23 protein-coding genes and 2 pseudogenes are annotated in these 26,659 nt (G+C 59.3%); 9 read left to right on the forward strand and 16 right to left on the reverse strand.

The window, feature by feature from the left end:
- Positions 1-12 precede the first annotated feature (12 nt).
- Together ACYZT3_RS06660 and ACYZT3_RS06665 are read right to left on the reverse strand one after the other, a co-directional pair.
- Positions 13-1,887 (reverse strand): putative bifunctional diguanylate cyclase/phosphodiesterase, encoded by a 1,875-nt coding sequence (locus tag ACYZT3_RS06660; RefSeq protein ID WP_462031754.1) that lies wholly within the window; start codon positions 1,885-1,887, stop codon positions 13-15.
- Positions 1,884-4,190 (reverse strand): putative bifunctional diguanylate cyclase/phosphodiesterase, encoded by a 2,307-nt coding sequence (locus ACYZT3_RS06665; protein ID WP_462031755.1) that lies wholly within the window; start codon positions 4,188-4,190, stop codon positions 1,884-1,886. The genes ACYZT3_RS06660 and ACYZT3_RS06665 overlap by 4 nt, the downstream gene beginning before the upstream one ends.
- A 261-nt stretch (positions 4,191-4,451) precedes the next feature.
- Between ACYZT3_RS06665 and ACYZT3_RS06670 the strand changes: the two genes are divergently transcribed.
- The 4 genes from ACYZT3_RS06670 (at position 4,452) to ACYZT3_RS06685 (ending at position 7,524) form a co-directional block, all read left to right on the forward strand.
- A complete protein-coding gene (locus ACYZT3_RS06670) occupies positions 4,452-5,816 on the forward strand; it encodes a response regulator c-di-GMP phosphodiesterase, NosR family (protein WP_282375316.1) in 1,365 nt (454 codons plus the stop codon).
- Between the two features lie 90 nt (positions 5,817-5,906).
- Positions 5,907-6,338 (forward strand): NUDIX hydrolase, encoded by a 432-nt coding sequence (locus ACYZT3_RS06675; protein ID WP_462031756.1) that lies wholly within the window; start codon positions 5,907-5,909, stop codon positions 6,336-6,338.
- A gap of 41 nt (positions 6,339-6,379) precedes the next feature.
- A complete protein-coding gene (locus ACYZT3_RS06680; protein WP_462031757.1) occupies positions 6,380-7,018 on the forward strand; it encodes a LysE family translocator in 639 nt (212 codons plus the stop codon).
- 2 nt (positions 7,019-7,020) lie between these two features.
- Complete coding sequence (locus ACYZT3_RS06685) at positions 7,021-7,524, forward strand: GNAT family N-acetyltransferase (protein WP_282375336.1); 504 nt, start codon at positions 7,021-7,023, stop codon at positions 7,522-7,524.
- Positions 7,525-7,634: 110 nt separating this feature from the next.
- Here the strand turns inward: ACYZT3_RS06685 and metR are convergent, their stop codons facing one another.
- Positions 7,635-8,552 (reverse strand): transcriptional regulator MetR, encoded by a 918-nt coding sequence (gene metR / locus ACYZT3_RS06690; protein WP_131060908.1) that lies wholly within the window; start codon positions 8,550-8,552, stop codon positions 7,635-7,637.
- Positions 8,553-8,660: 108 nt separating this feature from the next.
- Here metR and metE point away from each other — a divergent pair, with 108 nt between their 5' ends.
- From metE to ACYZT3_RS06715, 5 genes are all read left to right on the forward strand, one after another.
- Positions 8,661-10,973, forward strand: coding sequence for a 5-methyltetrahydropteroyltriglutamate--homocysteine S-methyltransferase (gene metE / locus ACYZT3_RS06695; RefSeq protein ID WP_282375340.1), 2,313 nt, complete (start codon positions 8,661-8,663; stop codon positions 10,971-10,973).
- Positions 10,974-11,128: 155 nt separating this feature from the next.
- Complete coding sequence (locus ACYZT3_RS06700) at positions 11,129-12,163, forward strand: alpha/beta fold hydrolase (protein ID WP_282375341.1); 1,035 nt, start codon at positions 11,129-11,131, stop codon at positions 12,161-12,163.
- 57 nt (positions 12,164-12,220) lie between these two features.
- Positions 12,221-12,886: a DsbA family oxidoreductase gene (locus ACYZT3_RS06705; protein ID WP_462031758.1), complete on the forward strand. Its 666-nt coding sequence runs from the start codon at positions 12,221-12,223 to the stop codon at positions 12,884-12,886.
- 99 nt (positions 12,887-12,985) lie between these two features.
- The gene (locus ACYZT3_RS06710) at positions 12,986-13,681 is read left to right on the forward strand and encodes a hypothetical protein (RefSeq protein ID WP_282375343.1); all 696 of its coding nucleotides are present in this window, start codon (positions 12,986-12,988) and stop codon (positions 13,679-13,681) included.
- Positions 13,678-14,583, forward strand: coding sequence for a hypothetical protein (locus ACYZT3_RS06715; protein WP_462031759.1), 906 nt, complete (start codon positions 13,678-13,680; stop codon positions 14,581-14,583). Before ACYZT3_RS06710 ends, ACYZT3_RS06715 begins: the two co-directional genes overlap by 4 nt.
- 58 nt (positions 14,584-14,641) lie before the next feature.
- On the opposite strand, the pseudogene ACYZT3_RS06720 reads toward ACYZT3_RS06715, so the two are convergent.
- The 13 genes and pseudogenes from ACYZT3_RS06720 to ACYZT3_RS06780 form a co-directional block, all read right to left on the reverse strand.
- Positions 14,642-15,498, reverse strand: a pseudogene (locus tag ACYZT3_RS06720) (lipase family protein); the annotation flags it as partial.
- Between the two features lie 79 nt (positions 15,499-15,577).
- Positions 15,578-16,191: pseudogene (locus ACYZT3_RS06725) on the reverse strand (hypothetical protein).
- A gap of 132 nt (positions 16,192-16,323) precedes the next feature.
- On the reverse strand, positions 16,324-16,749 hold the full coding sequence (locus ACYZT3_RS06730) for a DUF4123 domain-containing protein (RefSeq protein ID WP_282375345.1): 426 nt from the start codon (positions 16,747-16,749) through the stop codon (positions 16,324-16,326).
- Positions 16,719-17,264, reverse strand: coding sequence for a hypothetical protein (locus tag ACYZT3_RS06735; RefSeq protein ID WP_462031760.1), 546 nt, complete (start codon positions 17,262-17,264; stop codon positions 16,719-16,721). The genes ACYZT3_RS06730 and ACYZT3_RS06735 overlap by 31 nt, the downstream gene beginning before the upstream one ends.
- Positions 17,265-17,560: 296 nt before the next feature.
- Positions 17,561-17,890, reverse strand: coding sequence for a GlpM family protein (locus ACYZT3_RS06740; RefSeq protein ID WP_462032343.1), 330 nt, complete (start codon positions 17,888-17,890; stop codon positions 17,561-17,563).
- Positions 17,891-17,898: 8 nt separating this feature from the next.
- Positions 17,899-19,227, reverse strand: coding sequence for a two-component response regulator AauR (gene aauR / locus ACYZT3_RS06745; RefSeq protein ID WP_462031761.1), 1,329 nt, complete (start codon positions 19,225-19,227; stop codon positions 17,899-17,901).
- A complete protein-coding gene (aauS, locus tag ACYZT3_RS06750; protein ID WP_462031762.1) occupies positions 19,224-21,125 on the reverse strand; it encodes a two-component sensor histidine kinase AauS in 1,902 nt (633 codons plus the stop codon). The genes aauR and aauS overlap by 4 nt, the downstream gene beginning before the upstream one ends.
- A 131-nt stretch (positions 21,126-21,256) precedes the next feature.
- Positions 21,257-21,991, reverse strand: a complete 735-nt coding sequence (locus tag ACYZT3_RS06755) for an amino acid ABC transporter ATP-binding protein (protein WP_109634476.1) — start codon at positions 21,989-21,991, stop codon at positions 21,257-21,259.
- A complete protein-coding gene (locus ACYZT3_RS06760; protein WP_282375349.1) occupies positions 21,988-22,659 on the reverse strand; it encodes an amino acid ABC transporter permease in 672 nt (223 codons plus the stop codon). The genes ACYZT3_RS06755 and ACYZT3_RS06760 overlap by 4 nt, the downstream gene beginning before the upstream one ends.
- Entirely contained in the window at positions 22,659-23,405 is a 747-nt protein-coding gene (locus tag ACYZT3_RS06765) for an amino acid ABC transporter permease (protein WP_462031763.1), read from the reverse strand. The genes ACYZT3_RS06760 and ACYZT3_RS06765 overlap by 1 nt, the downstream gene beginning before the upstream one ends.
- Positions 23,406-23,597: 192 nt before the next feature.
- Complete coding sequence (locus ACYZT3_RS06770) at positions 23,598-24,512, reverse strand: glutamate/aspartate ABC transporter substrate-binding protein (protein WP_462031764.1); 915 nt, start codon at positions 24,510-24,512, stop codon at positions 23,598-23,600.
- Positions 24,513-24,831: 319 nt separating this feature from the next.
- Entirely contained in the window at positions 24,832-25,242 is a 411-nt protein-coding gene (locus ACYZT3_RS06775; protein WP_282375352.1) for a DUF4440 domain-containing protein, read from the reverse strand.
- On the reverse strand, positions 25,223-26,590 hold the full coding sequence (locus ACYZT3_RS06780; RefSeq protein ID WP_282375353.1) for an MFS transporter: 1,368 nt from the start codon (positions 26,588-26,590) through the stop codon (positions 25,223-25,225). Before ACYZT3_RS06780 ends, ACYZT3_RS06775 begins: the two co-directional genes overlap by 20 nt.
- Between the last annotated feature and the right edge of the window lie 69 nt (positions 26,591-26,659).

The following is a 26,659-nucleotide window of genomic DNA, read 5'->3' on the forward strand; positions in this document are numbered from 1 at the left end:
GTTGCGCATCGTTCACGTGGTGGCGGATGAAGGGGGCTTCACCGACCCCAGATACCGGACGAACGCTTCCGGCTCTACGGCTTTGCTGAAGTAGTAACCCTGGCCTTCCTCGCATTGATGGGCCTTGAGGAAATCCAGTTGTTCGAGGGTTTCCACCCCCTCGGCAATGATGGTCAGCTTGAGGCTCCGGCCCAGGCTGATGATGGCGCTGACGAGGGCAGCGTCGTTGCTGTCGCTGCTTAAGCCGCGAATGAACGACTGGTCGATTTTCAGCACATCGATGGGAAAACGCTGCAAGTAACTCAGGCTGGAATAACCTGTACCGAAGTCATCGATGGCCAGTCGCACGCCCATGGCCTTGAGCCGGGTCAGCGCGGTCACCGTGGTTTCGACGTTCTGCATCAACACGCCTTCGGTGATTTCCAGCTCCAGCAAGGCCGGTTCCATACCTGTTTGTTTGAGTGTCTGTTCGATGCCGTCGACAAAGTCCCGCTGACGGAAATCGATGGCCGAGATATTCACCGACATATAGATTTTTGGCAGCCCCGCGGCCTGCCAGGCGCAGGTTTGTCGGCAAGCCTCGGCGAGCACCCATTTGCTCAACGGCACGATCAAACCGCTGTCTTCGGCTACACCGATAAATTTGGACGGGTAGACCAGACCGTGCCCCGGTTTTTGCCAGCGGATCAGCGCCTCGGCACCGACCACCTGGCCGCTGCCCAAGTCCAGTTTGGGTTGGTAATGCAGGACAAATTCGTTGCGCTCCAGCGCCAGGCGAATGCCAGACTCGATGCTTTGCTGATCCCGGGCGCGCTGGTTCATGTCGTCGATAAAAAAACTGTAATCGTTCGGGCCGCTTTCCTTGATGTTGCGCATCGCGGTTTCGGCTTTCTTGATCAGCGAGATGGCATCGAGGCCGTCCTCGGGGTAGATGCTGATCCCCAGGCTGGCGGTCACGCACAGGTCGTGGCCGGCAATGTGCTGAGGCGCGCGGATGGCGTTCAAGAGTTTTTCGGCGATGCCCTTGGTCTGCTGAGGGTGGCGGACATCGGCGAGGATCACCACGAATTCGTCAGAGCCGTAGCGGAATACCGAATCAGACTCGCGAATAGTCGCCACCAGATTGCGGCCGACCTGTTTGAGCATCTCGTCACCGGCCGGATGGCCCAGGGCGTTGTTGATGCGCTTGAAGCGATCGAGGCCCAGAAACATCACGGCCAGTTGCTTGTCGTGACGACGGGACAGGGCCAGAGACTGGTTCAGCCGGTCACCGAGCAACGTGCTGTTGGGCAGCTCGGTCAGTACGTCGTACTGCAACAGGTGCGAGACTTTGAGCAATTCGTGGACCCGCGCCTCGATGGTTTGCTCCAGGCTCAGGACCTTCATTGCTGCGTCCTGCGCCATCTGCCATTTCCAGGTCAGGGCACTGGCCATCTGGCGGATTTCCAGGCTGTCGAAGGGTTTTTTCAGCACCAGCAACTGGTCGCCGAACTCCAGCCGTTCGGCCATGTCTTCCCAGGTGTAATCGGAATAGGCCGTGCACAATGCGATTTGCAGGTGAGGGTCGGCCTTCCACAGTTGTTCGATGGTTTCCAGGCCGTCCCAGCCCGGTGGCATGCGCATGTCGGTGAACGCCATGGCATAGGGGTGACCTTCGGCCAGTGCGCGCGTGACCAGTTCGAGGGCTTCCTGGCCCTGGTAGGCCGAGTCGAGCTGGAACGTCAGCCGATCAAGCTGCACGGTGCCGAACAGAGCTTCTTCAGCACCAGCCAGGGTCTGTTCGCCTTCGGTCTCTGGGCCAAGAATCTTGCGAAAATCCTCATGAATCGAGGGCGTGTCGTCGATGATCAGGATGCGCCGGTTGGTCCGAACGAAAGGCGTTTTCATCCTTTGTCCTCCGCGGAGCGTGGCGGGTTGTCCAGGATCGACCCGATGTCATGGTTCGGGAGTACGATGCTGCCAGCCTTCAGCAGCGCGGCGGCCTGCTGGCTGCTGACCGCTTTGCTGAAGTAGTAACCCTGGGCGTTCATCGGTGAACCGGTGGCCATCAGCGAACTGCGCTGTTCCTGGGTTTCGACGCCCTCGGCGATGATGCCGATCCCGACTTCACGGGCAAAGTTGATAATGGCGCGCAGGGTATTCGCGCTGGCCGGATCGCGGGCGGCGGTGTCGATGAAGGCCTGAGCGAGTTTCAGGTGATTGACCTGGTAGGTCTTGAGGTAGTCGAACGAGGAATACTCGGTGCCGAAGTCGTCGATAGCAATCTTCACCCCCAGCTCACGCAGGCGCGGCAGCACATCGTTGTGGGTCCATTTGGTCTGGGCCAGCGTCGCTTCGGTGACGTCGAAGCGCAGGTCCCAGGGGCAGAGCTCCCAGCGTGCCGTGGTGCGCAACACGTCGTAGATCAGCTCGGGACCACTTTTGAGCTGGGCCAGGGACAGTTTGATCGCAATGACGGGTGGCGCCATGCCTTCATCGCGCCATTGGCGCATTTGCTGGCAGGCGTGATCCAGCACCCAGTGACCGAGCGCGACGATGGTGCCGGTCTTCTCCGCGGCGGGCAGGAACGCCGGGCCTTCCAGTAAACCGCGCTCGGGGTGGTTCCAGCTGACCTGAGCTTCCATGCCGAGGATTTTGCCGCTGCTCAAGTCCACTTCCGGCCAGTAATGCAGTTCGAGTTCATCGTGTTCGATGGCCGCTCTCAAGTCGCTGGCGATGGTCATGCGTTCAACCACCTCCTGATTGATTTCGTCGGAGTGGAAGTGGTACTGGTTGCGGCCCTTTTCCTTTGAGCGATACAGCGCCATATCGGCCTGGGTCAGCAGACCGTCGGCACTGGTGCTTTCCGGGGTACAGCTACTGATGCCGATACTCACCGAGACCCGTATATCATTGCCAGCCAGGGAATAGGGCAGTACCAACGTATCGCGGATCTTGGCGGCCAGGGCTGCGGATTGGGTCGGGTCACCGACGTCCAACTGCAGGATTGCGAACTCGTCACCGCCGAGGCGGGCCACCACATCGTTTTTGCGCACACTGGCCTTGATCCGGCGGGCCACCTCTTGCAACAACAGATCGCCCACCGGGTGGCCGAGGGTATCGTTGATGCGTTTGAAGTGATCCAGGTCCAGGTAAAACATGGCGAACGGTGCCGCCCCCCGACGAGCCGCGGCGAATGCCTGGTGCAACCGCTCGATCAGCGTCGCACGGTTGGCCAGCCCGGTCAGGCCGTCGGTGCGGGCCAGCAGGGCGATTTTCTCCTCGGCCAGTTTGCGTTCGGTGATGTCGATGATGATGCCTTCGACTTCCAGCAAACGGCCTTCATCGTCGCGCACTGGGATGTAGCGGTTTTCGACCCAGCGCCAGTCACCGTTACCGGTGCGCATCCGAAACTCGATGGAAGCGCCCGCCGCATGCCGGTCCAGCACCCGGGCCATGGCGGTGTCGACCTTCGTTTGATCATCGGGATGGATCAATTCCTGGGCCCAGTTGGCCGAGGCCAGGAGGTTCGCGGCGACGTGACCGTACTTGGTGATGTTGTGCGAGATGTACATCAGCGGAAACGACGGCTCGCCCTGCAGCCGATACAGAATGGTCGGGCTGTTCTGCACAATAATGTTGGCATCGGACAGCTCCCGTGTGCGCTCCTCGACCGCCTGTTCCAGCAGCGACATTTTCAGCGCCGCGTCTTCGGTCATTTGCCACTTGGCGGTCAATGCACTGGCCATCTGGCGGATTTCGATGGCATCGAAGGGCTTTTTGAGAATCAGCAGACGATCGCCCAGTTCCAGGCGTTCGTCGATGTCTTCCCAGGAATAGTCGGAATAAGCAGTGCAGAGCGCAACTTGCAACTTGGGGTCGACCTGCCACAGCCGTTCGATGGTTTCCAGCCCGTCCCAGCCCGGCGGCATGCGCATGTCGATGAAGGCCATTGCGTAAGGCATGTCGTTGGCCAGCGCCGTCTCGACCTTGTCCACGGCTTCGAGGCCCTGAAACGCCGAGTCAAGTGTGAAGCTTTGCAGCGATAGCGCCGCAGGGGTGCCGAACAGGGCGTTTTCGGCGCTGATCAGGCTGTCGTCCTCAATCGAGGGTGGACTGAGGATCTTGGTGAAGTCCGCATGAATCGAAGCGGTGTCGTCGACGATAAGAATCCGTCGATTGGTCCGTGCCAGCAGCGTATTTATCGTCATACGCTGGTACCGGCAGCAGTGTGGTGCGGTTTATTCATAGGGGGCATCCTTTCCCTGATCACCTGGCCGAACGTACAGATTATGGATCCGAGTCACTTGAGCATAGTCCGCTGTCCAGCACTTCGCGCAACTCAATGAGCTGATTCATTTCCGTTTGGGGGGGGTGAAAATCATCTAGCCTGTAGGTCAGGCTCCGGCAATAGGGGATGTTTGTCCCGGGTCCTACCACAACGATGTGCCCGTTTTACTTGAGGTGACGCCATGGAAGAGCAACTCCCCACGACTTTGTACGATAAACCCAAGGTGCTGCTGGTCGATGATGAGGAGTCAATCCTCAACAGCCTGCGTCGTCTGTTACGCAGCCAGCCCTACGAATTGCTGCTGGCCACCAGCGGTGCCCAGGCGCTGGAGATCATGGAGCAACACTCCATCGACCTGGTGATGACCGACGCACGCATGCCTAACATGGACGGTGCCACGCTGCTGGCTCACATCCATCAGCTTTACCCGACGACCACCCGGATTCTGCTCACCGGCTACGCGGACATGCCGACGATCATCAAAGCCATCAACGAAGGGAAGATTCACCGCTATATCAGCAAACCCTGGAACGACGAGGAAATGCTCCTGACCTTGCGCCAGGCCTTGGCTCATCAATATTCCGAGCGCGAACGTCAGCGCCTGGAGCAGTTGACCCGGCTGCAGAACGATCAGTTGAAGTCGCTCAACATCACCCTGGAAAAACACGTCGCCGCCCGTACCGCCGAACTCCAGCAGACTGCCGACATGCTCGACCTGGCCTACGAAGAGCTCAAGCGCAGCTATGTCACCGGCACCGAGGTGTTCTCGCTGCTGGCCAACTTGCGCTTGCCACCGGCCAAACAGACTAACCGCCAGATCATCGAACTGGTGCGGGTGTTTTGCAGACTTCACGAACTGGACGAGGGCACGAGCCGCGACCTGGCCATGGCCGCGGCGCTCTACAACATCGGCAAGCTGAGCTGGACCGACAGCATGATCACCGCGTCCGCGGACCTGCTGCACCACAATGATCGGGAGCGTTATCGCGGTTATCCCAAGCAGAGCGAATCGCTATTGATGACCCTCGACCCGATGAAGGACGCCGCCCGTCTGATTCTTCATCATCAGGAGCGCTGGGATGGCAGCGGTTTCCCCGACCGGCTCAAGGGCGAGGCGATTCCGTTCGGTTCGCGCCTGCTGAAACTGGCGGTGGATTTCATCGAGTTGCAGCGCGGACTGATCCTCGAGCGGCAGATGAACAGCGATGAGGCGCTGGTCTACATCCGCAGCTATGCCGGGCGGCTCTACGATCCCGAACTGGTGGAAGATTTCATCCAGGTCTGTGCCGCGTATCTGAGCGATGTCTCGTTGGCCGATCCGTCGGTCAAGGTGCTGACCACACGGGAAGTGGCGGCGGGCATGATCCTGGCGCGCAACCTCAATGCCGATAACGGCATGCTGCTGCTCAATGCCGGCAAGGTGTTGAACGGGCCGCTGGTAGAGAAGTTGATCGCCTTCGAAGCCATGGAGGGCGCGAAGTACAGCATTTTTATAAAGGTGCCAGAAGAAGAGGAGACAGCGCTGCTGGAGCGTGCAACGACATAGATGTTGGCGCAGGATGTGATCTTTGCGGGGTGACGAAGCTGCGGCGGCCATGTGATCCTTGCGCTTTTTCCTCAAGGCCAATCCTGAACCATGACGCTTTCATCCGCCGCCTCGCCCCGTCTCATCCGCATCGCCGCCGCCCTGTTGATCGGCCCGGACGGTCGCACACTGTTGGTCCGCAAGCGCGGCACCGAGGCGTTCATGCAGCCGGGGGGCAAGATCGAAGCCCATGAGCAGCCTGCCCACGCCCTGGCCCGTGAACTGGAAGAAGAATTGGGCTTGGTCATCGATCCGGCACACGCCACCTACCTCGGACAATTCTCTGCACCGGCCGCCAACGAGCCGGGTTTTGTCGTCCAGGCCGAACTCTTTCAGCTGACCATCGATTCAGCGGTAGCGCCTGCGGCGGAGATTGAAGAGGTGCGCTGGATCGACCCGGCCACCGACGGCGATGTCACGCTGGCGCCATTGACACGGGACCTGATCCTGCCGTTTTATCGAGCTTCGTTGCCGACCGCCTGAACATTTGCGCAACGCTCGTTTTATAAGAGCCAGGACTGCCTATGATTCCGCTTCAAGACTTGCTGATCTTTGCCGCTGCTGCGTTGCTGATGGTGCTGACGCCGGGGCCGAACATGATCTACCTTATTTCCCGTTCGATCTGCCAGGGGCGCAAGGCCGGGGTGACCTCCTTGCTCGGTGTGGTCGCGGGGTTTTTCGTGCACCTGTTCGCGGCCGCTGCCGGTTTGACCGCCGTGTTTCTGGCGGTGCCGATGGCCTACGAAGTGCTGAAGTGGGCCGGCGCGCTGTACCTGGTGTGGTTGGCCTGGCAGGCCGTCAAACCGGGTGCGCGTTCACCCTTCGAGATGCAGCAGTTGCCGCCGGATTCGTCCCGTAAATTGATCACCATGGGCTTTCTGACCAGCGCCCTGAACCCGAAGATCGCCGTGTTTTATTTATCGGTGTTTCCGCAGTTCGTCACTCCTGAGCACGGTGCGGTGTTCACTCAGAGCATCATTTTGGGCCTGACCCAGATCAGCGTCAGTTTCACCGTCAATCTGCTGATCGCGTTGTTCGCCGCGGGCATCGCCTCCTGGTTCGTCAACAACCCGACCTGGCTGGCGGTGCAGCGCTATTTCATGGGCTTCGTACTGTCGGCGCTGGCGGTGCGACTGATGCTTGAACAACGACGGACGGCTTGAACATGTGGATTGAGCGGCTTGATGCCAGTCATGCCCTGGATTATCGGGCGCTGATGCTCGAAGCCTACGACCTGCACCCCCAGGCGTTTACCTCCAGCGTGCGCGAACGCGCGGTGATGCCGCTGAGTTGGTGGGAATCACGCCTGACCAGCAAGCTGGACGTGGTGTTCGGCGCGTTCGAAGACGGTGAGTTGGCGGGCATCGTCGGCCTGGCCTTCGAGCCTCGGGAAAAGGCTCGGCACAAGGCGACATTGTTTGGCATGTACGTGTCCGGCAAGGTCCGGCAACGCGGGTTCGGTTATCACCTGGTGCAGGCCGTCCTGGCTGAGGCGCAGATCCGTCAGGGCCTGCGGTTGATCCAGCTGACCGTCACCGCTGGCAATGAAGCCGCGTTCAACCTGTACCAGCGTTGCGGCTTTATCCAGTTTGGCCTCGAACCTTTGGCGGTGCGGGTGGGCGAGGACTACTTCGACAAGATCCATATGTGGCGGGAGATCACCGCCTGACCTGAGACATGCGGTCACTTTGTAGCAGCTGGCGAAGCCTGCGTTCGGCCCGAGCCGAACGCAGGCTTCGCCAGCTGCTACAGATCGCATTTGGGGGCACCCTCGACTGATCAGCGCACTGCGCTGACACCATCCAATGTCGAGAACGACGTGTCCTTGGCCGTCAGCAAAAAATCGCGCATATACGGCGCATCCAGCATGTCGGCCCGAATCCCGGCGTACAGCGTCGCAAACAAACCCTTCTCGCCCAGCCGCTTGGCCTTCACGTAACCCCGTGAGCTATATTCATGCAGCGCCCAATGGGGCATGCCGCACACGCCGCGACCGCTGGCCACCAATTGCATCATCATCACCGTCAGTTCCGACGTGCGGACCTGCGCCGGTTCGATATCGGCCGGTTCGAGGAAGCGGGTGAAGATGTCCAGCCGATCACGTTCCACTGGGTAGGTGATCAGCGTTTCGGTGAGCAAATCTTCCGGAACGATGTAGGCCTTGCTCGCCAAACGGTGCTGGTTGGCCACCGCGAGCATCGCTTCGTAGGTGAACAACGGCACGTAAGTGATCCCGGCCAGTTCCAGCGGATCGGAGGTCACCACTAAATCCAGATCGCCACGGGCCAGCGCAGGCAAAGGGGCGAAGGAGAACCCTGAGGCCAGGTCCAGTTCGACTTCCGGCCAGGCATCGCGGAACTGGTCGATGGTCGGCATCAGCCACTGGAAGCAGCTGTGGCACTCGATCGCCATGTGCAAACGCCCCGCGGTGCCACCGGCCAGCCGCGCGATATCGCGCTCGGCACCGCGCAGCAACGGCAGGGTGGCGTCGGCCAGTTGCAGCAGTCGCAAACCCGCGCTGGTGAAGCGCACCGGTTTGGTCTTGCGCACGAACAGCGGCATCCCCAGCCGTTCCTCAAGCTCCTTGAACTGATGGGACAGGGCGGACTGCGTCAGGTGCAGGCGGTCGGCCGCATCCACCAGGCTATCGGCTTCGCGCAAGGCGTGCAGGGTCTTCAGGTGACGGATTTCAAGCACCGGGGGGCTCCATGAGGAAAACTTGTGATCAACACGAAAAGGTTGAGTTTGTCTCATGTTGGGTTGGCTGTCGACAATAGGGCCATCTTATATAGGGAGAAATTCACCATGGCTCTGGCCCACACACTTGGTTTTCCGCGCATCGGCGCTGACCGCGAACTGAAAAAAGCCCTCGAATCCTACTGGAAGGGCGATCTGGATCAGGACGCGCTGAAAAGCGTCGGCCGCCAACTGCGCGCCACCCACTGGCAATTGCAGAAAGACGCCGGTATCGACCTGCTGCCCGTGGGCGACTTCGCCTGGTACGACCAGGTTCTGACCCATTCCTTGACCTTCGGTGTGATCCCCGAGCGTTTCGACAGCGCCAAGAACTCACGCGGCCTGCCGACCCTCGACACCCTGTTCGCCATGGCCCGTGGCGCCACGGCTGCCTGCTGCGGCGGCGAACACAGCAAAGCGCAATACGCCCAGGAACTGACCAAGTGGTTCGACACCAACTACCATTACCTGGTCCCGGAATTCACCGCTGACCAGCAGTTCAAGCTGAGCTGGGAACAGTTGTTCGACGAAGTCGACGAGGCGAAGGCCCTCGGCCACAACGTCAAACCGGTGATCATCGGCCCACTGACTTACTTGTGGCTGGGCAAAGCCAAAGGCAACGACTTCGACAAACTCGACCTACTGGAACGCCTGCTGCCGATCTACGGCGAAATCCTCGGTCGCCTCGCCGCTCAAGGCGTTGAGTGGGTGCAGATTGACGAGCCGATCCTGACCCTTGACCTGCCACAGGCCTGGAAAAACGCCTTCGAACGCGCCTATCACATCCTTCAATACTCGCCGCTGAAAAAACTGGTGGCAACCTACTTCAGTGGTCTGGAAGACAACCTCGGCCTGGCGGTCAGCCTGCCGGTACAAGGTTTACACATCGATGCCGTGCGCGCCCCGGATCAGCTCGGCCAGGTGCTGGACCGTCTGCCGATTTACAAGATTCTCTCGGTGGGTCTGGTCAACGGCCGCAACGTCTGGCGCTGCGAGCTGGAGCAAGTCCTCGCGCAACTGCAACCGGCCCAGGAGCGTTTTGGTGACAACCTGTGGGTCAGCAGTTCCTGCTCGCTGCTGCACAGCCCGGTGGATCTGGATCGCGAAGACAAACTCGATCCTGAACTGAAAAGCTGGTTGGCTTTCGCCGTACAAAAGTGCGGCGAAATCGCCGTGCTGCGCGATGCCCTGAACGACCCGCAATCGCCCAAAGTGCAAGCCGCCCTGGCCGAAAGTCGTGCGATTCAGGCTAGCCGCGCCGAGTCACCGCGTATCCATAAAGCCGAAGTTCAGGCGCGTATCGCTGCCATCGGCGCAGCGGACAGCCAACGCCATTCGCCGTTTGCCAAACGCATCGAGCAGCAACGTGCGCGGTTGAAACTGCCGGCATTCCCGACCACGACCATTGGCTCGTTCCCGCAGACCGGTTCGATTCGTCTGGCGCGGCAAGCGTTCAAGCAAGGCAAGCTGTCGGCCAACGACTACACCGACGCCATGCACAGCGAAATCCGCCATGCCGTGCAAGTCCAGGAACGCCTGGGACTGGACGTGTTGGTGCACGGTGAAGCCGAGCGTAACGACATGGTCGAGTACTTCGCAGAGCAATTGGACGGCTACCTGTTCACCCGTTTCGGCTGGGTGCAGAGCTACGGTTCGCGCTGCGTTAAACCGGCGATCATCTATGGTGACCTGAGCCGCCCGACCGCCATGACGGTCGACTGGATCACCTACGCGCAGAGCCTGACCGACAAGGTCATGAAGGGCATGCTCACCGGTCCCGTGACCATGCTGATGTGGTCGTTCCCCCGTGAAGACGTCTCGCGCAAAATCCAGGCGCAGCAGTTGGCGCTGGCCCTGCGCGACGAAGTGGTCGACCTGGAAACCGCCGGCATCAAAATCGTGCAGATCGACGAAGCCGCCTTCCGCGAAGGCTTGCCGCTGCGCCGTGCGCAATGGCAGGAATACCTCGACTGGGCGGTGGAAGCCTTCCGCTTGAGCGCATCCGGTGTGCGGGACGAAACCCAGATCCACACCCACATGTGCTACAGCGAATTCAACGACGTGATCCAGTCCATCGCGGCCATGGACGCCGACGTGATCACCCTCGAAACCTCGCGTTCGGACATGGAATTGCTGGAGGCTTTCGAAGCGTTCGACTACCCGAACGACATCGGCCCGGGGGTCTATGACATCCACTCGCCACGGGTGCCGGACACGGCCGAAATGGTCAAGTTGATGAGCAAAGCGGTGAAACGGATTCCAGCCGAGCGGTTGTGGGTTAATCCGGATTGCGGGTTGAAGACTCGGGCGTGGCCTGAGACTGAGGCGGCGTTGGTGAACATGGTGGCGGCGGCTCGGCAATTGCGCAGTCAGTTGGCCTGATTTGATCTGATCGTTCCCGCGCGTGGGAACGATCTTCTGTGCAAATACGACCGTTCAGCACTCTTCATCAAACTGTCACGCAACTGTGGCAGCGCGCTTGAACAAACTTCATCAGACTCGCGCTCTACTGGGGTTTTGCGTTTCGGTGTTTTTTCATGTGTGCACGATTTTTCTCGACAGCGGTTTTCCTGGCCGCGCTGTTGTTTGGCTTGCCGTCCCTGGCGGCGTCTCGTTGCGATATCAATGTTCCGACCAAGCATGTCGATCTGGCGCAGGTGAGCCTGGCGTACCAGAGCATCGGCCGTGCGTCCGACCCCGCGTTGTTGCTGGTGATGGGCCTGGGCGGTCAGTTGATTCACTGGCCGGATGAGGTGGTGGTCGCGCTGTGTCAGCAGGGGTTTCGGGTGATTCGCTATGACAATCGGGATGTCGGCCTGTCGACCTGGCGGCAAGCGCCCGTCGACGCCAACCTGATGTTCGAAGTGCTGCGCTACAAACTCGGTTTGCCGGTGTCGGCGCCGTACACCCTGACCGACATGGCTGACGATGCCTTTGGCCTGATGGATGCGTTGCACGTTGAACAATTCCACGTGCTGGGCGCGAGCATGGGCGGGATGATCGCCCAGCATATGGCGGCTATGGCGCCGCAGCGTGTGGAAAGTCTCACTTTGATCATGACCAGCTCCGGGGCTGAAGGCTTGCCGGCGCCGAGTGCGGCGTTGGTGCAGTTGTTGTCGCGACGCGGCGCGCCGAATCGCGAAGTGGCGCTGGAACAACAAGCCGATTTGCTGGCGGCGCTGGGCAGCCCGACGGTGAGCGATGATCGGCAGGGGCTGCTGCATCAGGCGGCGCTCTCTTATGACCGTGCATTTAACCCCGAAGGCGTGAAGCGCCAGATCATGGCGATTCTCGCCGAGCGCAGTCGTGTCGCGCTACTCAATCAATTGCGAGTACCGACGCTGGTGGTGCATGGCACCGCCGACCCGCTGTTGCCGGTGATGCACGGCGTACACCTGGCGGCGCATATCCGCGGCAGTCAGTTGAAGCTGATTCCGGGGCTGGCGCATCGTTTCCAGGAGGCGTTCAAGGCGCCGCTGCTGGCGGCGGTGTTGCCGTACTTGCAGGCCCACCGCGAAGACACCTCGCATTGGGCGCAGATTGATCCGGTGGCGGCACCGAACCTGCTGTAGGTCTTTCGGGTGTATCGTTCAAACTTTCCGGCGCAATCCAAGCCTGCGAGGTGTGTGATGAGTACCCCCCTGAAAATCGATTTCGTCAGCGATGTGTCCTGCCCCTGGTGCGTTGTCGGCCTCTACGGCCTGACCCGAGCCCTGGATTTGCTGGGCGACGAGGTGCAGGCCGAGATCCGTTTCCAGCCGTTCGAACTGAACCCGAAGATGGCGCCTGAAGGGCAGAACATCACCGAACACATCACCGAGAAGTACGGCTCGACACCTGAGCAATCGCAGAAGAATCGCGAGATGATCCGCGCGCGCGGTGCCGAGGTCGGGTTTGCCTTTCGCACAGACGGCAACAGCCGCATCTACAACACGTTCGATGCCCATCGCTTGCTTTTCTGGGCGGGGCTGGAAGGGTTGCAGTTCAATTTGAAAGAAGCGCTGTTCAAGGCGTATTTCACTGATGGCGGTAATCCGTCCGACCCTGGTCAGTTGGCGCAGATTGCGCAAAGCGTTGGGCTGGATCGGCAGCGGGCCGAGGCGATTCTGGCGTCGGACGAGTTCGCCAAAGAGGTTCGCGAGGAAGAGCAGTTGTGGCTGTCGCGAGGTGTCAGTTCGGTGCCGACCGTGGTGTTCAATGGGCAATACGCAGTCAGCGGTGGCCAGCCGGTGGAGACCTTTGTCGGGGCGATTCGGCAAATCATGAGCGAGGTGAAGGGGGGAACGGTGAACTGACGAAATTCAGTCGTCAGAAAAGTGTCAATATGCCACTATTGTTTATGCCGTTGCTGCCGACACAGGCAGCACCGTTCTTAAATCATAGGGATTTGATCCATGACCTTTCACGCGTTACGCACTTTTTCAGCCTTGACCTTGCTCGCCTGCCTGACCCTCACTGGCTGCGCCCACATTCAACCGCCTGTTCCGCTGGATAAACAATTCTGGGATGCCAAAGAGCCGACCATCGGCGTGGCCATCACTGTGGTGCCGGCGCCGGTGCTGGCGCTGACCGGTCAACAGGGGATGCTCGATTACGCGATCAATCGGGGCGTCAACAGCAAACTCAGTGACAACGTCGAAAAATGGCAAGTGCGCGACCTGAACACTTTGCCGGATATCATCGTCGCCAAGCTGCAAGCCAAGGGCTACAAGGTCAAGCGAATCAACGAGCCGGTTGACCTGAAAGTCTATAAGGAAACCAGTTTCCGTGAAGGGTATACGGGCCGTGACCTGACGCCGATCAAGGGCGCTTACGGTGTCGATCGTCTGTTGCTGGTGAATGTCTTCGCTACCGGTGCTACCCGCAGCTACTACGGATTTGTGCCGACCAGCGTTCCGATGGCACAGGTGAGCGGGCAGGGCATGGTGGTCGATCTGGTCGACAACAAACTGCTGTGGTTCAAACCCTTTGCCGCGGTGCAAGCCGCCCAGGGCGAGTGGGATGAGCCGACCTACACCAACCTGTCCAATGCCTTCTACCAGGCCATGGACAATAGCCGTCAGCAAATGATCACGCCGTTCGAGCAATGAAGTGCCCGATCATGGGGGCCAGCGCGCTGGCCTTGTTGATGCTCGCCGGTTGCGCGCAGAAACCGGCGCCCGAGGCCGGTTTCAAGTCGCAGAGTGCCGGGTCCTACGTCCAGGCTCATGGGCTGAAAGTGGACATGCAGCTGCCACAGGCGTTTGTCGGTGCAAGCACGGTGATTGACGCCGAGGCGGCGCAGAAGGCGGCTTCGTCGAGTCATAACCTGGTGGCGGGTTCCAATGCGGCAGGGTTGGCCGGTTTGCTGGTGGCGAGCCTGATCAACACCCAAATGGGCAGTGGCAGCTTGCAGCGCGATGCGGAAAAGACTGCCCTCAAGGATTCGCGCCCGATGGCCGATCTGCTTGCCGGCGTGCCTTTGCAGGAACGTCTGCAACAGCGCTATCAACAGGCTTCGCAAATGGCCGGGCTGAAGCAAGGGGAGGGGCAAGTCACCGCGCGTCTGGTGATTGAACCCAAGCTGGTGCTGACGGCTGATCGCGGCAGTTTTTTGCTGATCAATCAGGTGCAGGTCCAGGACATTGCCGGTTCAGCGCTGTACCGCATGCGCATCGAAGTGGCCAGCCAGCCGATCCGGCGTTGCGGCAAGCAATGCATTGACGACGGCAGCCTGGATCTGGCGAAGGTCACGGCCGTGCTCGACGAGTGCATCGACGAATCCATGCGCGTGCTGGCCACCGACCTGATGCAACCGGCACCGCCGGAAGCCGCGCAGGAAACCTTGCGTTATGTGCTCGATGGCCAGCGCGTGGTCGAGCGCGGTTATCAACTGGCCAACAACGGCAACTACTGGCGCTATCGCAATCTCTACGGCGCGGTGAAATCGGTGCCGGTACCGTTTGAGGATGCGTTGACGCAAGCGCAGTTGCAGCAGGTTTACGCACAGTAGGAAGCCTGTGGCGAGGGAGCTTGCTCCCTCGCCACAATCGTTTAACTGATCGAATCGAAATCGAGAGTATGCGGCTGTCATCGTTCGTGCTCTTTGGTGCCATGGCCAACTGCTCAGTGGCCTGATTTTCTGGATGTGCCTGCCAGCGCGGCAGGTTTTCTGCCAGTTGTTCAGGTTGTTCTGAAAGCAGCCCGTAAACATCTTGTTCGCTAACGCTCCGGTGCCGAAGGGGCGCCAATCGAGTGCGTGTTGTTTGTACCTTATCGATCTCATGATTGATCGCATCGAGCGTCCGCTTTTGGGTGCGCACATAAGCATCCGGGCGCCCCAGCAGGTCACGTCGTTTACTGCGCAACGTGCCGTGGTGTTCGTAGAGCTCGCCCGTCCAGTTGGTAATGCCCGCCACAAACACCGACAGGCCGGCGGGTACGTTGACAAAGGTCAGCGCCGCCCCCGCCCCGAAAACACCGGCTTTGGTGTTCATCCTGCTGCCGGGGACGCTCGGAACCGGGTCGTTGTGGTTGACCATGCGGTAATGCACCAGCGGCGCCGCGCCTTTTGCGAAGTTGGCGTCACCGGCGCGGGGGCGCTGTAGGTGTAGAGCTGGATGTTGTAGCCTTCAGGACTGCGACGCAGCATTTCCGAAAGCAACAACGCCACTGCGCCATCCAGGCTGTGGCCGCAAATCATGAGCTTTCGCCCTGCGTAGAATTTATCCAGATACCTGACGACAAAGATGGCTGCTTTCTGCGCGGCTTCGTAGAAACCACGATGCACTTTGTTGTCGGTGTCTTCAAACGGCACTTGAAACGCATCGGCATCGCGCAAGCCATCGGCGACGAGTTCGAAGGTGCCACGTACCGCAATCAGGATCAGTTCGTCGTTGTGCGTGATGAAGGCTTGGGTATCGGTAGTACTCGTCAGGGCAGGTGAGCACGCGACTGCTCAAGCTTAATGCCAAATCCTTTTCCAATGACGTCATGTCAAAATCTCCTTATTCCGTGCAGCCGGGGTAAATAGTGCAGGTGCGCCCATCCACCATTTTGAAGGTGCTGAAATCGGTGTGATTATCGAAGCAATACGCGTCTTGATCCTCAAAGCTTTTGCCCATGCAACGCTTCCAGCCGCCGGGCACTTTGACCCACGTATCTCCCCAGCCCAGCCCTGCCTTTCCTCACCACGCTGGCGGCATCCCCACTTGCATCTCTCCAGGTTTTTCCATAAGCCGAGTTGATTTCCAACTTGATACGACTGACCACCAATGGGCAGCCTTTCTGAGTTCTGCGAATAGTGATTTCAGAATCGGGTTTGTATTCCTTTCGCCATTCGTTATTGAAAACGGGCGCTAAGTTATCCCTTGTTTCAACGGTGCAGGTTTCACCCTTCGCGGGCACGTAGTAAACCGCTGCAATGTAGGCAAAGTTGAGCGGCAAATCAGCGGTGAAGGTGAACGTGTTCCGCTGGCCAGTGGCAGCCTGCGGTGAACGCGAGGCAGCAACCCCGGTCGCGCAGCCGCGCCTCAGGATCCTTGCGCTCGGCGAGTTTGGCGTAGGCTTGCGCCTGTTCAGCCAACAGATAGCGGTGAGCATTGGCCAGACGAATCTCCATGGCCTGCTGATCGGATACAGGCACTTGGTGCCAGAGCGGTTGGTCTGGCACCGGATACTGGCCGGGAGCGGGGTTGTCGGCACATTCCCAGCGAGTCCCTTGCCAGTAGCACACGCTGATCGCCGGCCCGAGCTAGGCCGGATAAGCCTCTGCGGGCGGATGCTCCAGAGCGCGGGCCAATACCCGGTTGTCGTGAAAGCGGTACAACGCCTGATGAGGGCGCGCACCGATGATCAACCGTTCCTGCCAGTGTTTAACCAGTTGGGGGAGGTCACCCTTTTGAAGGCTGGCGAGCCAACCCCAGTGACGCTCCGGTTTCTTGAGCAATTCGCCGATGCGTTTGTCATCGGGTTGATCGAAGGTGAAGACGAACGGCCCGGCATCTCCCAGGTCGGCAACCAGGGTTGCGCCGTAAACACTCAGGTGTTGGTCGAAGCGGCTTGAATTCAACAATAACTGTCGGATTTCGCGCTCATTCTCTGAATCCAGCATCCCACATAATTCATGGCCAAAGCGCCGCTGTTCGGTCATCCATTGGCGGGGGAGTGCGTCGACCATGCGACGGTTCCTTCCGTCAGGCAGATACCCTCTCGACAGGCCTCGCAGATCGGGCAGAAATCCGCGCCGAGCAATTTGCTGGCCGCCATCAACGCGCCCTGGGAGGGCGCGATCACTGGGGGCAGTTCGGGTGGCGCAGACAAGCCATCAACTGACCAAGGCATTGATAACGATGTGGCTGCCCCGGGCACGGGAGTACCACCGATCTCGATTTCGCTGCTGCTGAAAATGCCGTGGTCTTTTAGTACCTGCGCAATGATCTGCGGGACGGTCAATTGCTGAAAAATGCGATGAATTTGCCCGGGAATGCCGTTGCCAGCGTCGTTGAAGGCGAGGAAGGCTTGTCTATTCAGCAGGCTTTCCTGGTCCAGGTCCGGTCTTTCGCTGACCAGTTCGACATCAATGGCGTAAGGCTGGCTGATGAGTTCCTTGCCGGTGAACCTGAGCACCTGAAGGTCATGTTTAAAGTTGTTGATTGTGAGGCTGAAGCGGGCGTGTGGGTTAGCGTCAAACATCCAGTGTTCCTTGTCTGGTGACGTGGCACAGGCTCGGGAACGTTGATGCAACACGTGTGAAAGGCCTTCCAAGGCCTGATCACAACAGAACGTCCTGGAGCCGGGTTCAGTGCAACGCTAACAAGGGCGCAAACGAATTGATGTCAGACGCGTCCCAAAATGCAGTTACCACTCATGGACGTTACGCGAGCTCTCGCTTCGCTCCAGCGTTCCGACGATGCCGGACTGACAGTCACCATGGAGGTCGACTGATATACCGCTATCGCGAGCAAGCTCGCTCCCACAGGGGAATGTGGTCAGGCGTGGAGGCGAACCCAAACTCTGACAAGCACAGTCGCCGCCATCAACCAAGCCACCGCCGCCACCGCCAACGAAGCCTCCAACCGCATCCGGTCCACCATCACATACAACGTCGCCAGATAGATGAAGTAAGGAATAATCGACCACATCCCAAACACGATGGTGGTCTTCAAGTCCTCCAGCGAACGCCCCTTGCCGACGATGTAATGAGCAATCAGCGCAAAGGTCGGAAACAGCGGCACCAATCCGGCGATGTAATAGTTTTTGGTCCTGGCCAGCGCGGCGAGGATCACCACCACGGCCGCGCCCAGGGTTGCTTTGAGAATCAGGTCCATCAGTGACTCAGCCCGTACTTCTTCACTTTGTCGAACAGCGTGGTCTTGGCCATGCCCAGTTCCAGGCTCGCCTGGGTCAGGTTGCCGCCGCTGCGTTGCAAGGCATCGCTGAGCAGGTTGCGTTCGAAAGCTTCTACCGCTTCGGCGAAGGCCAGGCCCTGATTGCTACCGCTGGCGCCGGACTTCTTGAAGGCCGGCAGGCCGAGGGCAAAGCGCTCAGCGACGTTGCGCAGTTCGCGCACGTTGCCCGGCCAGTCGTGGCTCATGAGATTTGACAGGGTCTGGTTGTCCAGGTCCGGCACCGCGCGGTCGAAGCGCAGGGACGACTGCTGCAGAAAGTGTTCGAACAATTGCAGGATGTCTTCGCGTCGTTCGCGCAGTGGTGGCAGTTCGAGGGTCACCACGTTCAAGCGGTAATACAGGTCGCTGCGAAACTCGCCAGCCTTGCTCGACTCATCCAGGTCGGACTTGGTCGCCGCGATCACTCGGCAATCCACTGCCACGCTCTGGTTCGAGCCGAGGCGTTCGAGGGTGCGTTCCTGCAACACCCGCAGCAGTTTGATTTGCAGCGGCAGCGGCATGCTTTCCACTTCGTCGAGGAACAGCGTGCCACCGTCGGCGTGTTCGATCTTGCCGATCCGCCGTTTGCCGGCGCCGGTGAAGGCGTTGGCTTCATGACCGAAGATTTCGCTTTCGAACAGGTTTTCCGGCAGACCACCGCAGTTCAGCGCGACAAACTGTTTGGAGTGCCGTCGACTGAAGTCATGCAGGCAACGCGCGACCAACTCCTTACCGGTGCCGGTCTCGCCTTCGATCAGCACGTTGGCTGACGTATCAGCGACGTTGGCGATCAATTCCCGCAGGTTTTGCATGGCGGGTGAGCGGCCGATAATCCGGCCTTCGAGGGAATCCCGTTCCGCCAGTTGCCGACGCAACGAAGAGACTTCCCGCGCGAGGCTGCGTTGCTCCAGCGCACGGCGCGCCACGTCGACCAGACGTTCGGGGGAGAAGGGTTTCTCCATGAAGTCATAGGCGCCTTTTTGCATCGCGCCGACGGCCATGGAGATGTCGCCGTGGCCGGTGATCAGTACCACCGGCAGGCTGCGGTCGCGGGCCTTGAGTCGGGTCAGCAATTCCAGGCCGTCGATGCCCGGCAGGCGGATGTCGCTGATGACGATGCCTGCAAAATTGTCGCCGACCCGCTCCAGCGCTTCTTCGGCGCTGCCGACGCCCACGCAGGGAATGTCTTCCAGGGTCAGCGCCTGTTGGCAGCCGAGCAGCACATGGGGGTCGTCTTCGACGATCAGCACACTAAGGTCGTTGTTCATATTGGCTCGGCGTGAGTGGGGCTTACCAACGGTAAACTGAGGACGAAGGTGGTACCACCGCTGGCCGGGTGTTCGACACCCAGATGACCGCCGGTGGCAGCGGCCAGACTCGCTGACAGGGTCAGGCCGAGGCCCAGGCCCTGTTCGCCGGGTTTGGTGGTGAAGAACGGTTCGAATAGATGTTTGCGTGCTTCGGCATCGATGCCGTGGCCGTTGTCGCGTACACGAAGGCGATACTTGCCATCGAACTCTTCGCCTTCGAGCCACAATTCTGGCAGCGGCTGCGCCTGCATGGCGTCGAGGGCATTGCCGATCAGGTTGACCAGAATCTGCTCGAGGCGGGTCTGGTCGATCTGCACCTGGGGATCGGCGAAGTCTCGGTGCAGTTGCAGATGAGCGCTTTCCACGCGACCACAGAGCAGCTGCAAGGCTGCATCCACCGCTTTGCAGAGGCTGGCCTGACCTTTGTCGTCACCGCGGCGAGCGAACGAACGCAGGCTGGCGGTGATCCGGCCCATACGGTCGATCAGTTCGTTGATGGTCTTGAGGTTGGTGCTGGCAACGTCCAACTGGCCCCGCTCAAGGAAACGCACGGTGTTGCCGGACAACGTCCGCAGCGCTGCCAGTGGCTGGTTCAATTCGTGGGCGATGCTGGTGGACATCTGGCCGATGGCTGCGAGCTTTCCGGCCTGCACCAGTTCATCCTGGGCGCGCCGTAGCGTCTCTTCGGCCAGACGCCGTTCGCGGATCTGACCCTTGAGTCGTTCGTTGCTCGCGCGCAGATCGGTGGTGCGTTCGGTAATCCGACGCTCCAGTTGATTGTTGGCTTCCTGCAAGGCTTCCCGTGCGGCCAAGCGCGTGGCGATCACCTTGCGCCGCTCGTTCCAGGCGATCAGCAGGAATGCCACCAGAGCAAACGCTACCGCCACCAGAATCCCTTGATTGATCGCTTCACGCCGCAAATCCTGCAGGGGCGTGAGCAAAGTGAAATTCCACGGGGTATCGCTCAATGGGCGGGTTTGCGACAGGTAGCTGATGTTCTCTTCATCGGACACGAGTTCGCTGTTGGCGGGGAACGTCAGTTTTTCCTCACCTTCGGCCAGTTGTTCCCGGGCCAGCGGCTGCAGTTCGTTCAGTGGAAACCAGTAGTACTGAAGGCTGCGGGCCAGTTTTTCCTTGGTCTCGTCGCTCAGCGGCACAACCGATTTCAGGCGCCGTGCCGGATCGCTGGACAGAATGATGATGCCGTTCTCGTCGCTGACGAAAGCTTCCAGCCGCGCACGCTGCCAGCGCTCTTCCATGGCTTCGAGGCGGACCTTGACCACCGCGACGCCGATGATCTTGCCGTGTTCTTCCAGGCCATGGGCCAGATAATAACCAGGCTCGCCGTTGGTACTGCCGATGCCATAGAAGCGCCCCGGCTGACCGCGCACGGCGTTTTGGAAGTAGGCGCGAAAGGACAAGTCTTCGCCCAGGTAACTGTCGACATCGCGGCAGTTACTGGTGGCCATGACGCGACCGGTGGTGTCCATCACATAGATCGCCCGGCTGCGGCTGCGCCGGTTCAGGCCTTCGAGGTATTCATTGACCGTCTGCCGGTGTTCCGGTGACGGGTCGGCCAACAGCTTTGAGACACTGGATTCGAGTTCCAGCAGGCTGGGCAGGTAGGTGTACTTGCTGATCTCGCTCTCGACGGCACGTGCGTGCAATTCGAGCTGACGCTGGCCGTTCTCGCTGAGGCTGCGAATTCCGTAGTGTTCACTGACCCAGAAGCCGATGTAACCCAATCCGATCATCAGGGCGATGACCAGCGGCGGGAGGAACAGATGGCGAATCAGACGGGGTTTCACGGCGAGTGATGGCGGCGCGGCGCGATAGAGAGAGGGGTCGCATTTCATCACAGATGCCTTGGGTCAACCAGCATGGCAAACGGGTTTGCTCTGGTTTCCAATCGAACGCGGAACCTGTGGCGAGGGAGCTTGCTCCCTCGCCACAAGAGCAAGCCTGCTCCTGAAAGAGCAGTACCGTTTTAGTGCTGCAGAATCTTGTTAAGAAAATGCTGCGTACGCTCGGCGCGGTGGGTGATGTCGCCGAAGAAGTCCTCTTTCTTGCAGTCTTCGATGATCTTGCCCTGGTCCATGAAAATCACCCGGTCCGCCACTTTACGGGCGAAGCCCATTTCGTGGGTCACGCACATCATGGTCATGCCTTCGTGGGCCAATTGCACCATCACGTCGAGTACTTCGTTGACCATTTCAGGGTCCAGCGCCGAAGTCGGCTCGTCGAACAGCATGACGATCGGGTCCATCGCCAGCGCGCGGGCAATCGCCACACGCTGTTGCTGGCCACCGGAGAGCTGGCCCGGGTGCTTGTGGGCGTGAGCCGAGAGGCCGACGCGCTCAAGCAATTGCAGGCCTTTCTTGGTGGCTTCTTCCTTGCTGCGACCCAACACCTTAATCTGCGCGATGGTCAGGTTTTCGGTGATGGTCAGGTGCGGGAACAGTTCGAAATGCTGGAACACCATGCCGACGCGCGAACGCAGTTTCGGCAGGTTGGTCTTCGGGTCGGCGATGGACGTACCATCGACCACCACGTCACCTTTCTGGAACGGTTCCAGGGCATTGACGCATTTGATCAGGGTGGATTTGCCGGAACCGGACGGCCCGCACACCACAATCACTTCGCCTTTTTTGACCTCGGTGCTGCAGTCAGTCAGTACCTGGAAGTCGCCATACCACTTGTTGACATTCTTGATAGAGATCATACGGCAAACCTTTTTTGCAGACGCTTGACCAGCAGCGAGGCGGCAAAGCTGATTGTGAAGTACACGAGCCCTGCGAAGATCAGGAACTCATTGGAGCGGCCGATGATGTCGCCACTGGCACGCGAGGCATTGAGGAAGTCCACCAGACCGACCGCGTAGACCAGCGAGGTGTCCTGAAACAGAATAATGCTCTGTTGCAGCAGCAGCGGGGTCATCTTGCGGAACGCTTGCGGCAGGATGATCAAACGCATCATCTGGCCATACGTCATGCCCAAGGCTTGGGCAGCACCCATCTGGCCCTTGGAAATCGACTGCACGCCGGCCCGGACGATTTCGCAGAAGTACGCCGCTTCGAACATCATGAACGCCACGATGCACGAGGCGAATGCGCCGATCGGTGTATCTTCGCCGGTGATCCAGCGCAGTACGAACGGCACCGCCAGGTAGAACCAGGTGATGACCAGCAGCAGCGGGATCGAGCGGAAGTAGTTAACGTAGGCGCCGGCAATGTTCGACAGCCATTTGCTGTGGGACAGGCGCATCAGTGCCAGGATCGTGCCGAGGATGATCCCGCCGACCACGCCCAGCGCCATCAGTTGCAGGGTCATGACCATGCCGTTCCACAGGCCCGGCAGGGAGGGGATGATGCCCGAGAAGTCGAATTCCATCATTTACCCCCTACGGAGATCAGGCCCGGTACGGCGACTTTCTTCTCGACCATGCGCATCAGCAGCATCAGGCCCATGTTCAGCGTGAAGTAGATCAGGGTCGCCAGGGTGAAGGCTTCGAACAGGTTGGCGGAGAACTCGGCGGTCTGTTTGGTCTGCGCAAGCAACTCCATCAGACCGATCAGCGAGGCCACGGACGAGTTCTTGAACACGTTCAGGAATTCCGAGGTGAGCGGCGGAATGATGATCCGGTAAGCCTGGGGCAGCAGCACGTTCCAGTAGATCTGCGGCAACTTGAAGCCCATGGCGCGAGCGGCAAATTCCTGACCGCGCGGCAACGCCTGAATGCCGGTGCGCACCTGTTCGCATACACGGGCGGTGGTGAACAGGCCAAGGCACACGACGACGCTGAGGAAGGCCGAGGTGGTCGGGTTCAGGTCCTGTTTGTACCAGTCCTGCAGGTTTTGTGGCAGCAGGTCGGGCACCAGGAAGTACCAGATGAACAGCTGAACCAGCAGCGGCACGTTACGAAAGAGCTCGACGTAGCAGGTGGCGATGCCCGACACGATGCGATTCGGTACGGTGCGCATGACGCCCAGAACTGAGCCCAGCGTCAAAGCAATGATCCAGGCCACGATGGCGATGGCGATGGTCCAGCCCAAACCGGAAATGTACCAGTCGAGATACGTCTCGCTGCCCACGCCGGTGGACTTGAAGAACACGCTCCAGTCCCAGTTGTAATTCATTAGGGTCTCCCCTCAGATCGTTCGATATACAAATGCCCGCCTGGGGAAGCTCCGTTCCCGCCTGACCTTGATGGTCAGGCACACACGAGCGGCTCGACAGCCACCGGTTCGAGTGTTTCCAAAAATGCCAGCAGGGAGTGACTATCCCCTGAAAGGGCAATGGCCCTTTCAGAAGATAAGGTTAGTCAGAAATCAGGACTTCTTGTCGTCAGCCGCTTTATCGGTCGGATTGGCGATCAGGGCCTTGAGCTCGTCGCTCATCGGGAAGTTCAGGTTCAGGTCTTTAGGCGGGATAGGCGACATGAACCATTTTTCGTAGATCTTGTTGATCTCGCCTGACTTGTAGGTGGCGATGATCGCGTCATCCACGGCCTTCTTGAACGGCTCATCGCCCTTGCGGACCATGCAGCCGTAGATTTCATAGGACTGCGGATCACCGGTCACTTCCCAGTCACTCGCCTTCTTGGCTTTTGCCGCTTCACCGGCCAGCAGCGCGTCGTCCATCATGAACGCGACGGCACGGCCCGATTCCAGCATCTGGAAGGATTCGCCGTGATCTTTGGCGGAGATGACGTTCATGCCCATCTGCTTATCAGCATTCATCGACTTGAGGAGGCGCTCAGACGTGGTGCCCGCGGTGGTCACGACGTTCTTGCCTTTCAGGTCGTCAAAGTTTTTGTAGGTAGAGTCTTTCTTGGACAGCAGACGGGTGCCGATTTCGAAGATGCCGACGGAGAAGTCAACTTGCTGCTGACGCTCGACGTTGTTGGTGGTGGAGCCGCACTCGACGTCCACGGTGCCGTTCTGCACCAGCGGGATACGGGTTTGCGAGGTGACCAGATTGTATTTGACCTGGAGGTTCGGCAAGTCGAGTTCTTTCTTGATGGCTTCGACGATTTTCAGCTGGATATCGTGGGAGTAGCCAACCGGTTTGCCGGAAGCGTCCGCGATATAGGAAAACGGAATGGAAGCGTCACGATGCCCGAGGGTGATAACGCCGGACTCTTTGATCTTCTTCAGGGTGCCGGTGAGTTCGGCGGCGAAAACTGGAGTGCTGATCAGAGCGGCAGCAATGGCTGCGCCCAGGATATGGGGAACGATGCGCATCAAATTTTCCTCGACATTGTTTTTATATGGAGCCAGTTCATCGGCCCTTTTTGTGCTTCGAATGCTTGCCGGCTCCCGAAGGGTTGGCACAGCGGACATTCGTCCAAGAGTGTAGAGCATGACTCGTGCCAGGCCAGGCCTAACAGATCAAATCATTGATTTATAAGGGTATTAAATATTTATGGCGCAGATTTTGACGTTGGCGAATCCGGTTAACCGAATCGACCGACAGGTCGCGTTCGGAAAACCGAATGGTGTTTGGGGCTGCTAACGTCTCATCGGCCAGACAAGAGCCAGTGATCGTGCCGTTCATACCAAATCAGCTTTCCTGGCTTAGCGGCGTTTCATGCAGGTAGATCCATTGGGCGTTGTGGTGATGGATGCCAATGATCGCCACCGAAACCCGTGAGCTTTCGCGCTGGTCGAGGCGATGGGTTTCCTTGTAGCGGATCGCCACGCTGTCGCCTTCTTGCCAGACTGTCTGCAGGTCGCTGATGACGATCTCCAGGCCTGGCTTGGCGCCGACCGCCCCCCTGAACATCTGTTCGACCATCGCCCGGCTGACGATGGCGGCCGAAGTGGTGACCATGGTGAAGTGCTCGGCGAATGCCGACATCAGCGGCTCGAGCGCGGCCTGCCCCTTACCGTTTGCATCGGTGAACAGGGTGTGGATCAGCTCGTGCACGTGATGAATGCTGTGGTGCGCCTGTTCAACTATTTTGTTGTGCATGACAGTCCTTTTGAGTGTTCAACTGACTCAGTTGAAAGAGTGGGAGCAGGCCCACCAGCGCGGCGATGGCGAAGGTCACGTGGTAGGCCTGGGTGGTATCGAAATGCTTCAAGAGCAGGTTGAAAACCATCAGGAAGAGGGCGGCGCCGATGCTGAATGACATCTGTCGGTTGATGTTCCAGATGACACTGGCCTTGTGGGTGTCATTGCCCTCAAAGTCCATCAACGACGTGGTTTGTGCTGTGTTGGCACCGATGCCGCCGCCGATTCCCATCAGGCTGTAGGCGATGACAATCACCAGAAGGTCTGAGGGATCGTTCACCAGTAACAGGGTGGCAATGCCGACGCTGTGCAACAACATGCCGAGGGCAAACAGCCGCTTTGCGCCCATTCGGTTATAGACCCGGCCACAAATCAGCATCGCGATGAACGCGCCGATGGCGTAGAGAATCATGAACATCCCTGTCAGTCGGGCGCTGAAATGCAGGGTGTTTTGCAGGAAAAAGATGCTCATCAAATTGACCCCCGTGAACACACCGGGAATCGCGTAATAAATAAAGATGGAGGTGCTGAGTTTTTTGCTTTTGAGCAGGCTCAGTTCAATGATCGGGTTTTTGCATGTGCGGTAGTGCAGCCCGTACAGCACGACGAAAGCAACGCCGGCCATGACGAAGAGGGCGGCCAACCATGCCGTAGCGTCGCCGCCATACAACGACATGCCCATCAGCAGGCTGCCGAGTGCCGCGCTGACCAACAACAAGCCCTTGATGTCGGGCCTGGGCAAACTCGTCGGCCGCGCTTCGTTGATCCAGAACCAGGACAACAATGCCGCGATCAGCGAGAACGGGATGTTGCTGTAGAACACCCAGCGCCAGGAGCTGCTGTCGACGATGATGCCGCCGATGGTTGGTGAAATGGCGGGCGCTAGCAGGGCAACGGCCATGACCAATGTGGATATTTTCGCCCGCTGCGCACCCTTGAACAGGTTGAACGTCAGCGCCTGGCCGACTGGAATCAACAGGCCGCCGCCAATCCCCTGGACGAAGCGCCAGATCACCAGTTCGTTGAAACTGTTGGCCAGCCCACACATCCACACGGAGCCGGTGAACACGATCATCGAGGCGGTGAGGATTTCCCGACGACCAAAACGACCGGCCAGCCAGGTGCTGACCGGGATGATCAGTGTCAGCCCCAGAATGTAAGCGTTAGCCACCCAGGCAACGTCTGAAGTACTAACGTGCAACGCCGTCGATATGCTCGGTAATGCGACCGCCGACATAAAGATGTTAATGCAGTCTATAAAAAAGCCGATCAGAAAAATCAGTGCAACTTTGTAGCGATAGGTCATGTTGTTTCCCCTTTGCCGCAAAGCATAGGGGCGGTGGACTTGAACTGTCGATGCGACTATCCTTGAAAC

It is taken from the genome of Pseudomonas sp. MDT1-16 (assembly GCF_054898115.1).

Excerpts from the sequence above, each read along its gene's own strand:
- ACYZT3_RS06660 (WP_462031754.1), bottom strand. The coding sequence starts at position 1,887 with ATGAAAACGCCTTTCGTTCGGACCAACCGGCGCATCCTGATCATCGAC.
- ACYZT3_RS06665 (WP_462031755.1), bottom strand. The coding sequence starts at position 4,190 with ATGACGATAAATACGCTGCTGGCACGGACCAATCGACGGATTCTTATC.
- ACYZT3_RS06670 (WP_282375316.1), top strand. The coding sequence starts at position 4,452 with ATGGAAGAGCAACTCCCCACGACTTTGTACGATAAACCCAAGGTGCTG.
- ACYZT3_RS06675 (WP_462031756.1), top strand. The coding sequence starts at position 5,907 with ATGACGCTTTCATCCGCCGCCTCGCCCCGTCTCATCCGCATCGCCGCC.
- ACYZT3_RS06680 (WP_462031757.1), top strand. The coding sequence starts at position 6,380 with ATGATTCCGCTTCAAGACTTGCTGATCTTTGCCGCTGCTGCGTTGCTG.
- ACYZT3_RS06685 (WP_282375336.1), top strand. The coding sequence starts at position 7,021 with ATGTGGATTGAGCGGCTTGATGCCAGTCATGCCCTGGATTATCGGGCG.
- metE (WP_282375340.1), top strand. The coding sequence starts at position 8,661 with ATGGCTCTGGCCCACACACTTGGTTTTCCGCGCATCGGCGCTGACCGC.
- ACYZT3_RS06700 (WP_282375341.1), top strand. The coding sequence starts at position 11,129 with ATGTGTGCACGATTTTTCTCGACAGCGGTTTTCCTGGCCGCGCTGTTG.
- ACYZT3_RS06705 (WP_462031758.1), top strand. The coding sequence starts at position 12,221 with ATGAGTACCCCCCTGAAAATCGATTTCGTCAGCGATGTGTCCTGCCCC.
- ACYZT3_RS06710 (WP_282375343.1), top strand. The coding sequence starts at position 12,986 with ATGACCTTTCACGCGTTACGCACTTTTTCAGCCTTGACCTTGCTCGCC.
- ACYZT3_RS06715 (WP_462031759.1), top strand. The coding sequence starts at position 13,678 with ATGAAGTGCCCGATCATGGGGGCCAGCGCGCTGGCCTTGTTGATGCTC.
- ACYZT3_RS06730 (WP_282375345.1), bottom strand. The coding sequence starts at position 16,749 with ATGGTCGACGCACTCCCCCGCCAATGGATGACCGAACAGCGGCGCTTT.
- ACYZT3_RS06735 (WP_462031760.1), bottom strand. The coding sequence starts at position 17,264 with ATGTTTGACGCTAACCCACACGCCCGCTTCAGCCTCACAATCAACAAC.
- aauR (WP_462031761.1), bottom strand. The coding sequence starts at position 19,227 with ATGAACAACGACCTTAGTGTGCTGATCGTCGAAGACGACCCCCATGTG.
- aauS (WP_462031762.1), bottom strand. The coding sequence starts at position 21,125 with ATGAAATGCGACCCCTCTCTCTATCGCGCCGCGCCGCCATCACTCGCC.
- ACYZT3_RS06755 (WP_109634476.1), bottom strand. The coding sequence starts at position 21,991 with ATGATCTCTATCAAGAATGTCAACAAGTGGTATGGCGACTTCCAGGTA.
- ACYZT3_RS06760 (WP_282375349.1), bottom strand. The coding sequence starts at position 22,659 with ATGGAATTCGACTTCTCGGGCATCATCCCCTCCCTGCCGGGCCTGTGG.
- ACYZT3_RS06765 (WP_462031763.1), bottom strand. The coding sequence starts at position 23,405 with ATGAATTACAACTGGGACTGGAGCGTGTTCTTCAAGTCCACCGGCGTG.
- ACYZT3_RS06770 (WP_462031764.1), bottom strand. The coding sequence starts at position 24,512 with ATGCGCATCGTTCCCCATATCCTGGGCGCAGCCATTGCTGCCGCTCTG.
- ACYZT3_RS06775 (WP_282375352.1), bottom strand. The coding sequence starts at position 25,242 with ATGCACAACAAAATAGTTGAACAGGCGCACCACAGCATTCATCACGTG.
- ACYZT3_RS06780 (WP_282375353.1), bottom strand. The coding sequence starts at position 26,590 with ATGACCTATCGCTACAAAGTTGCACTGATTTTTCTGATCGGCTTTTTT.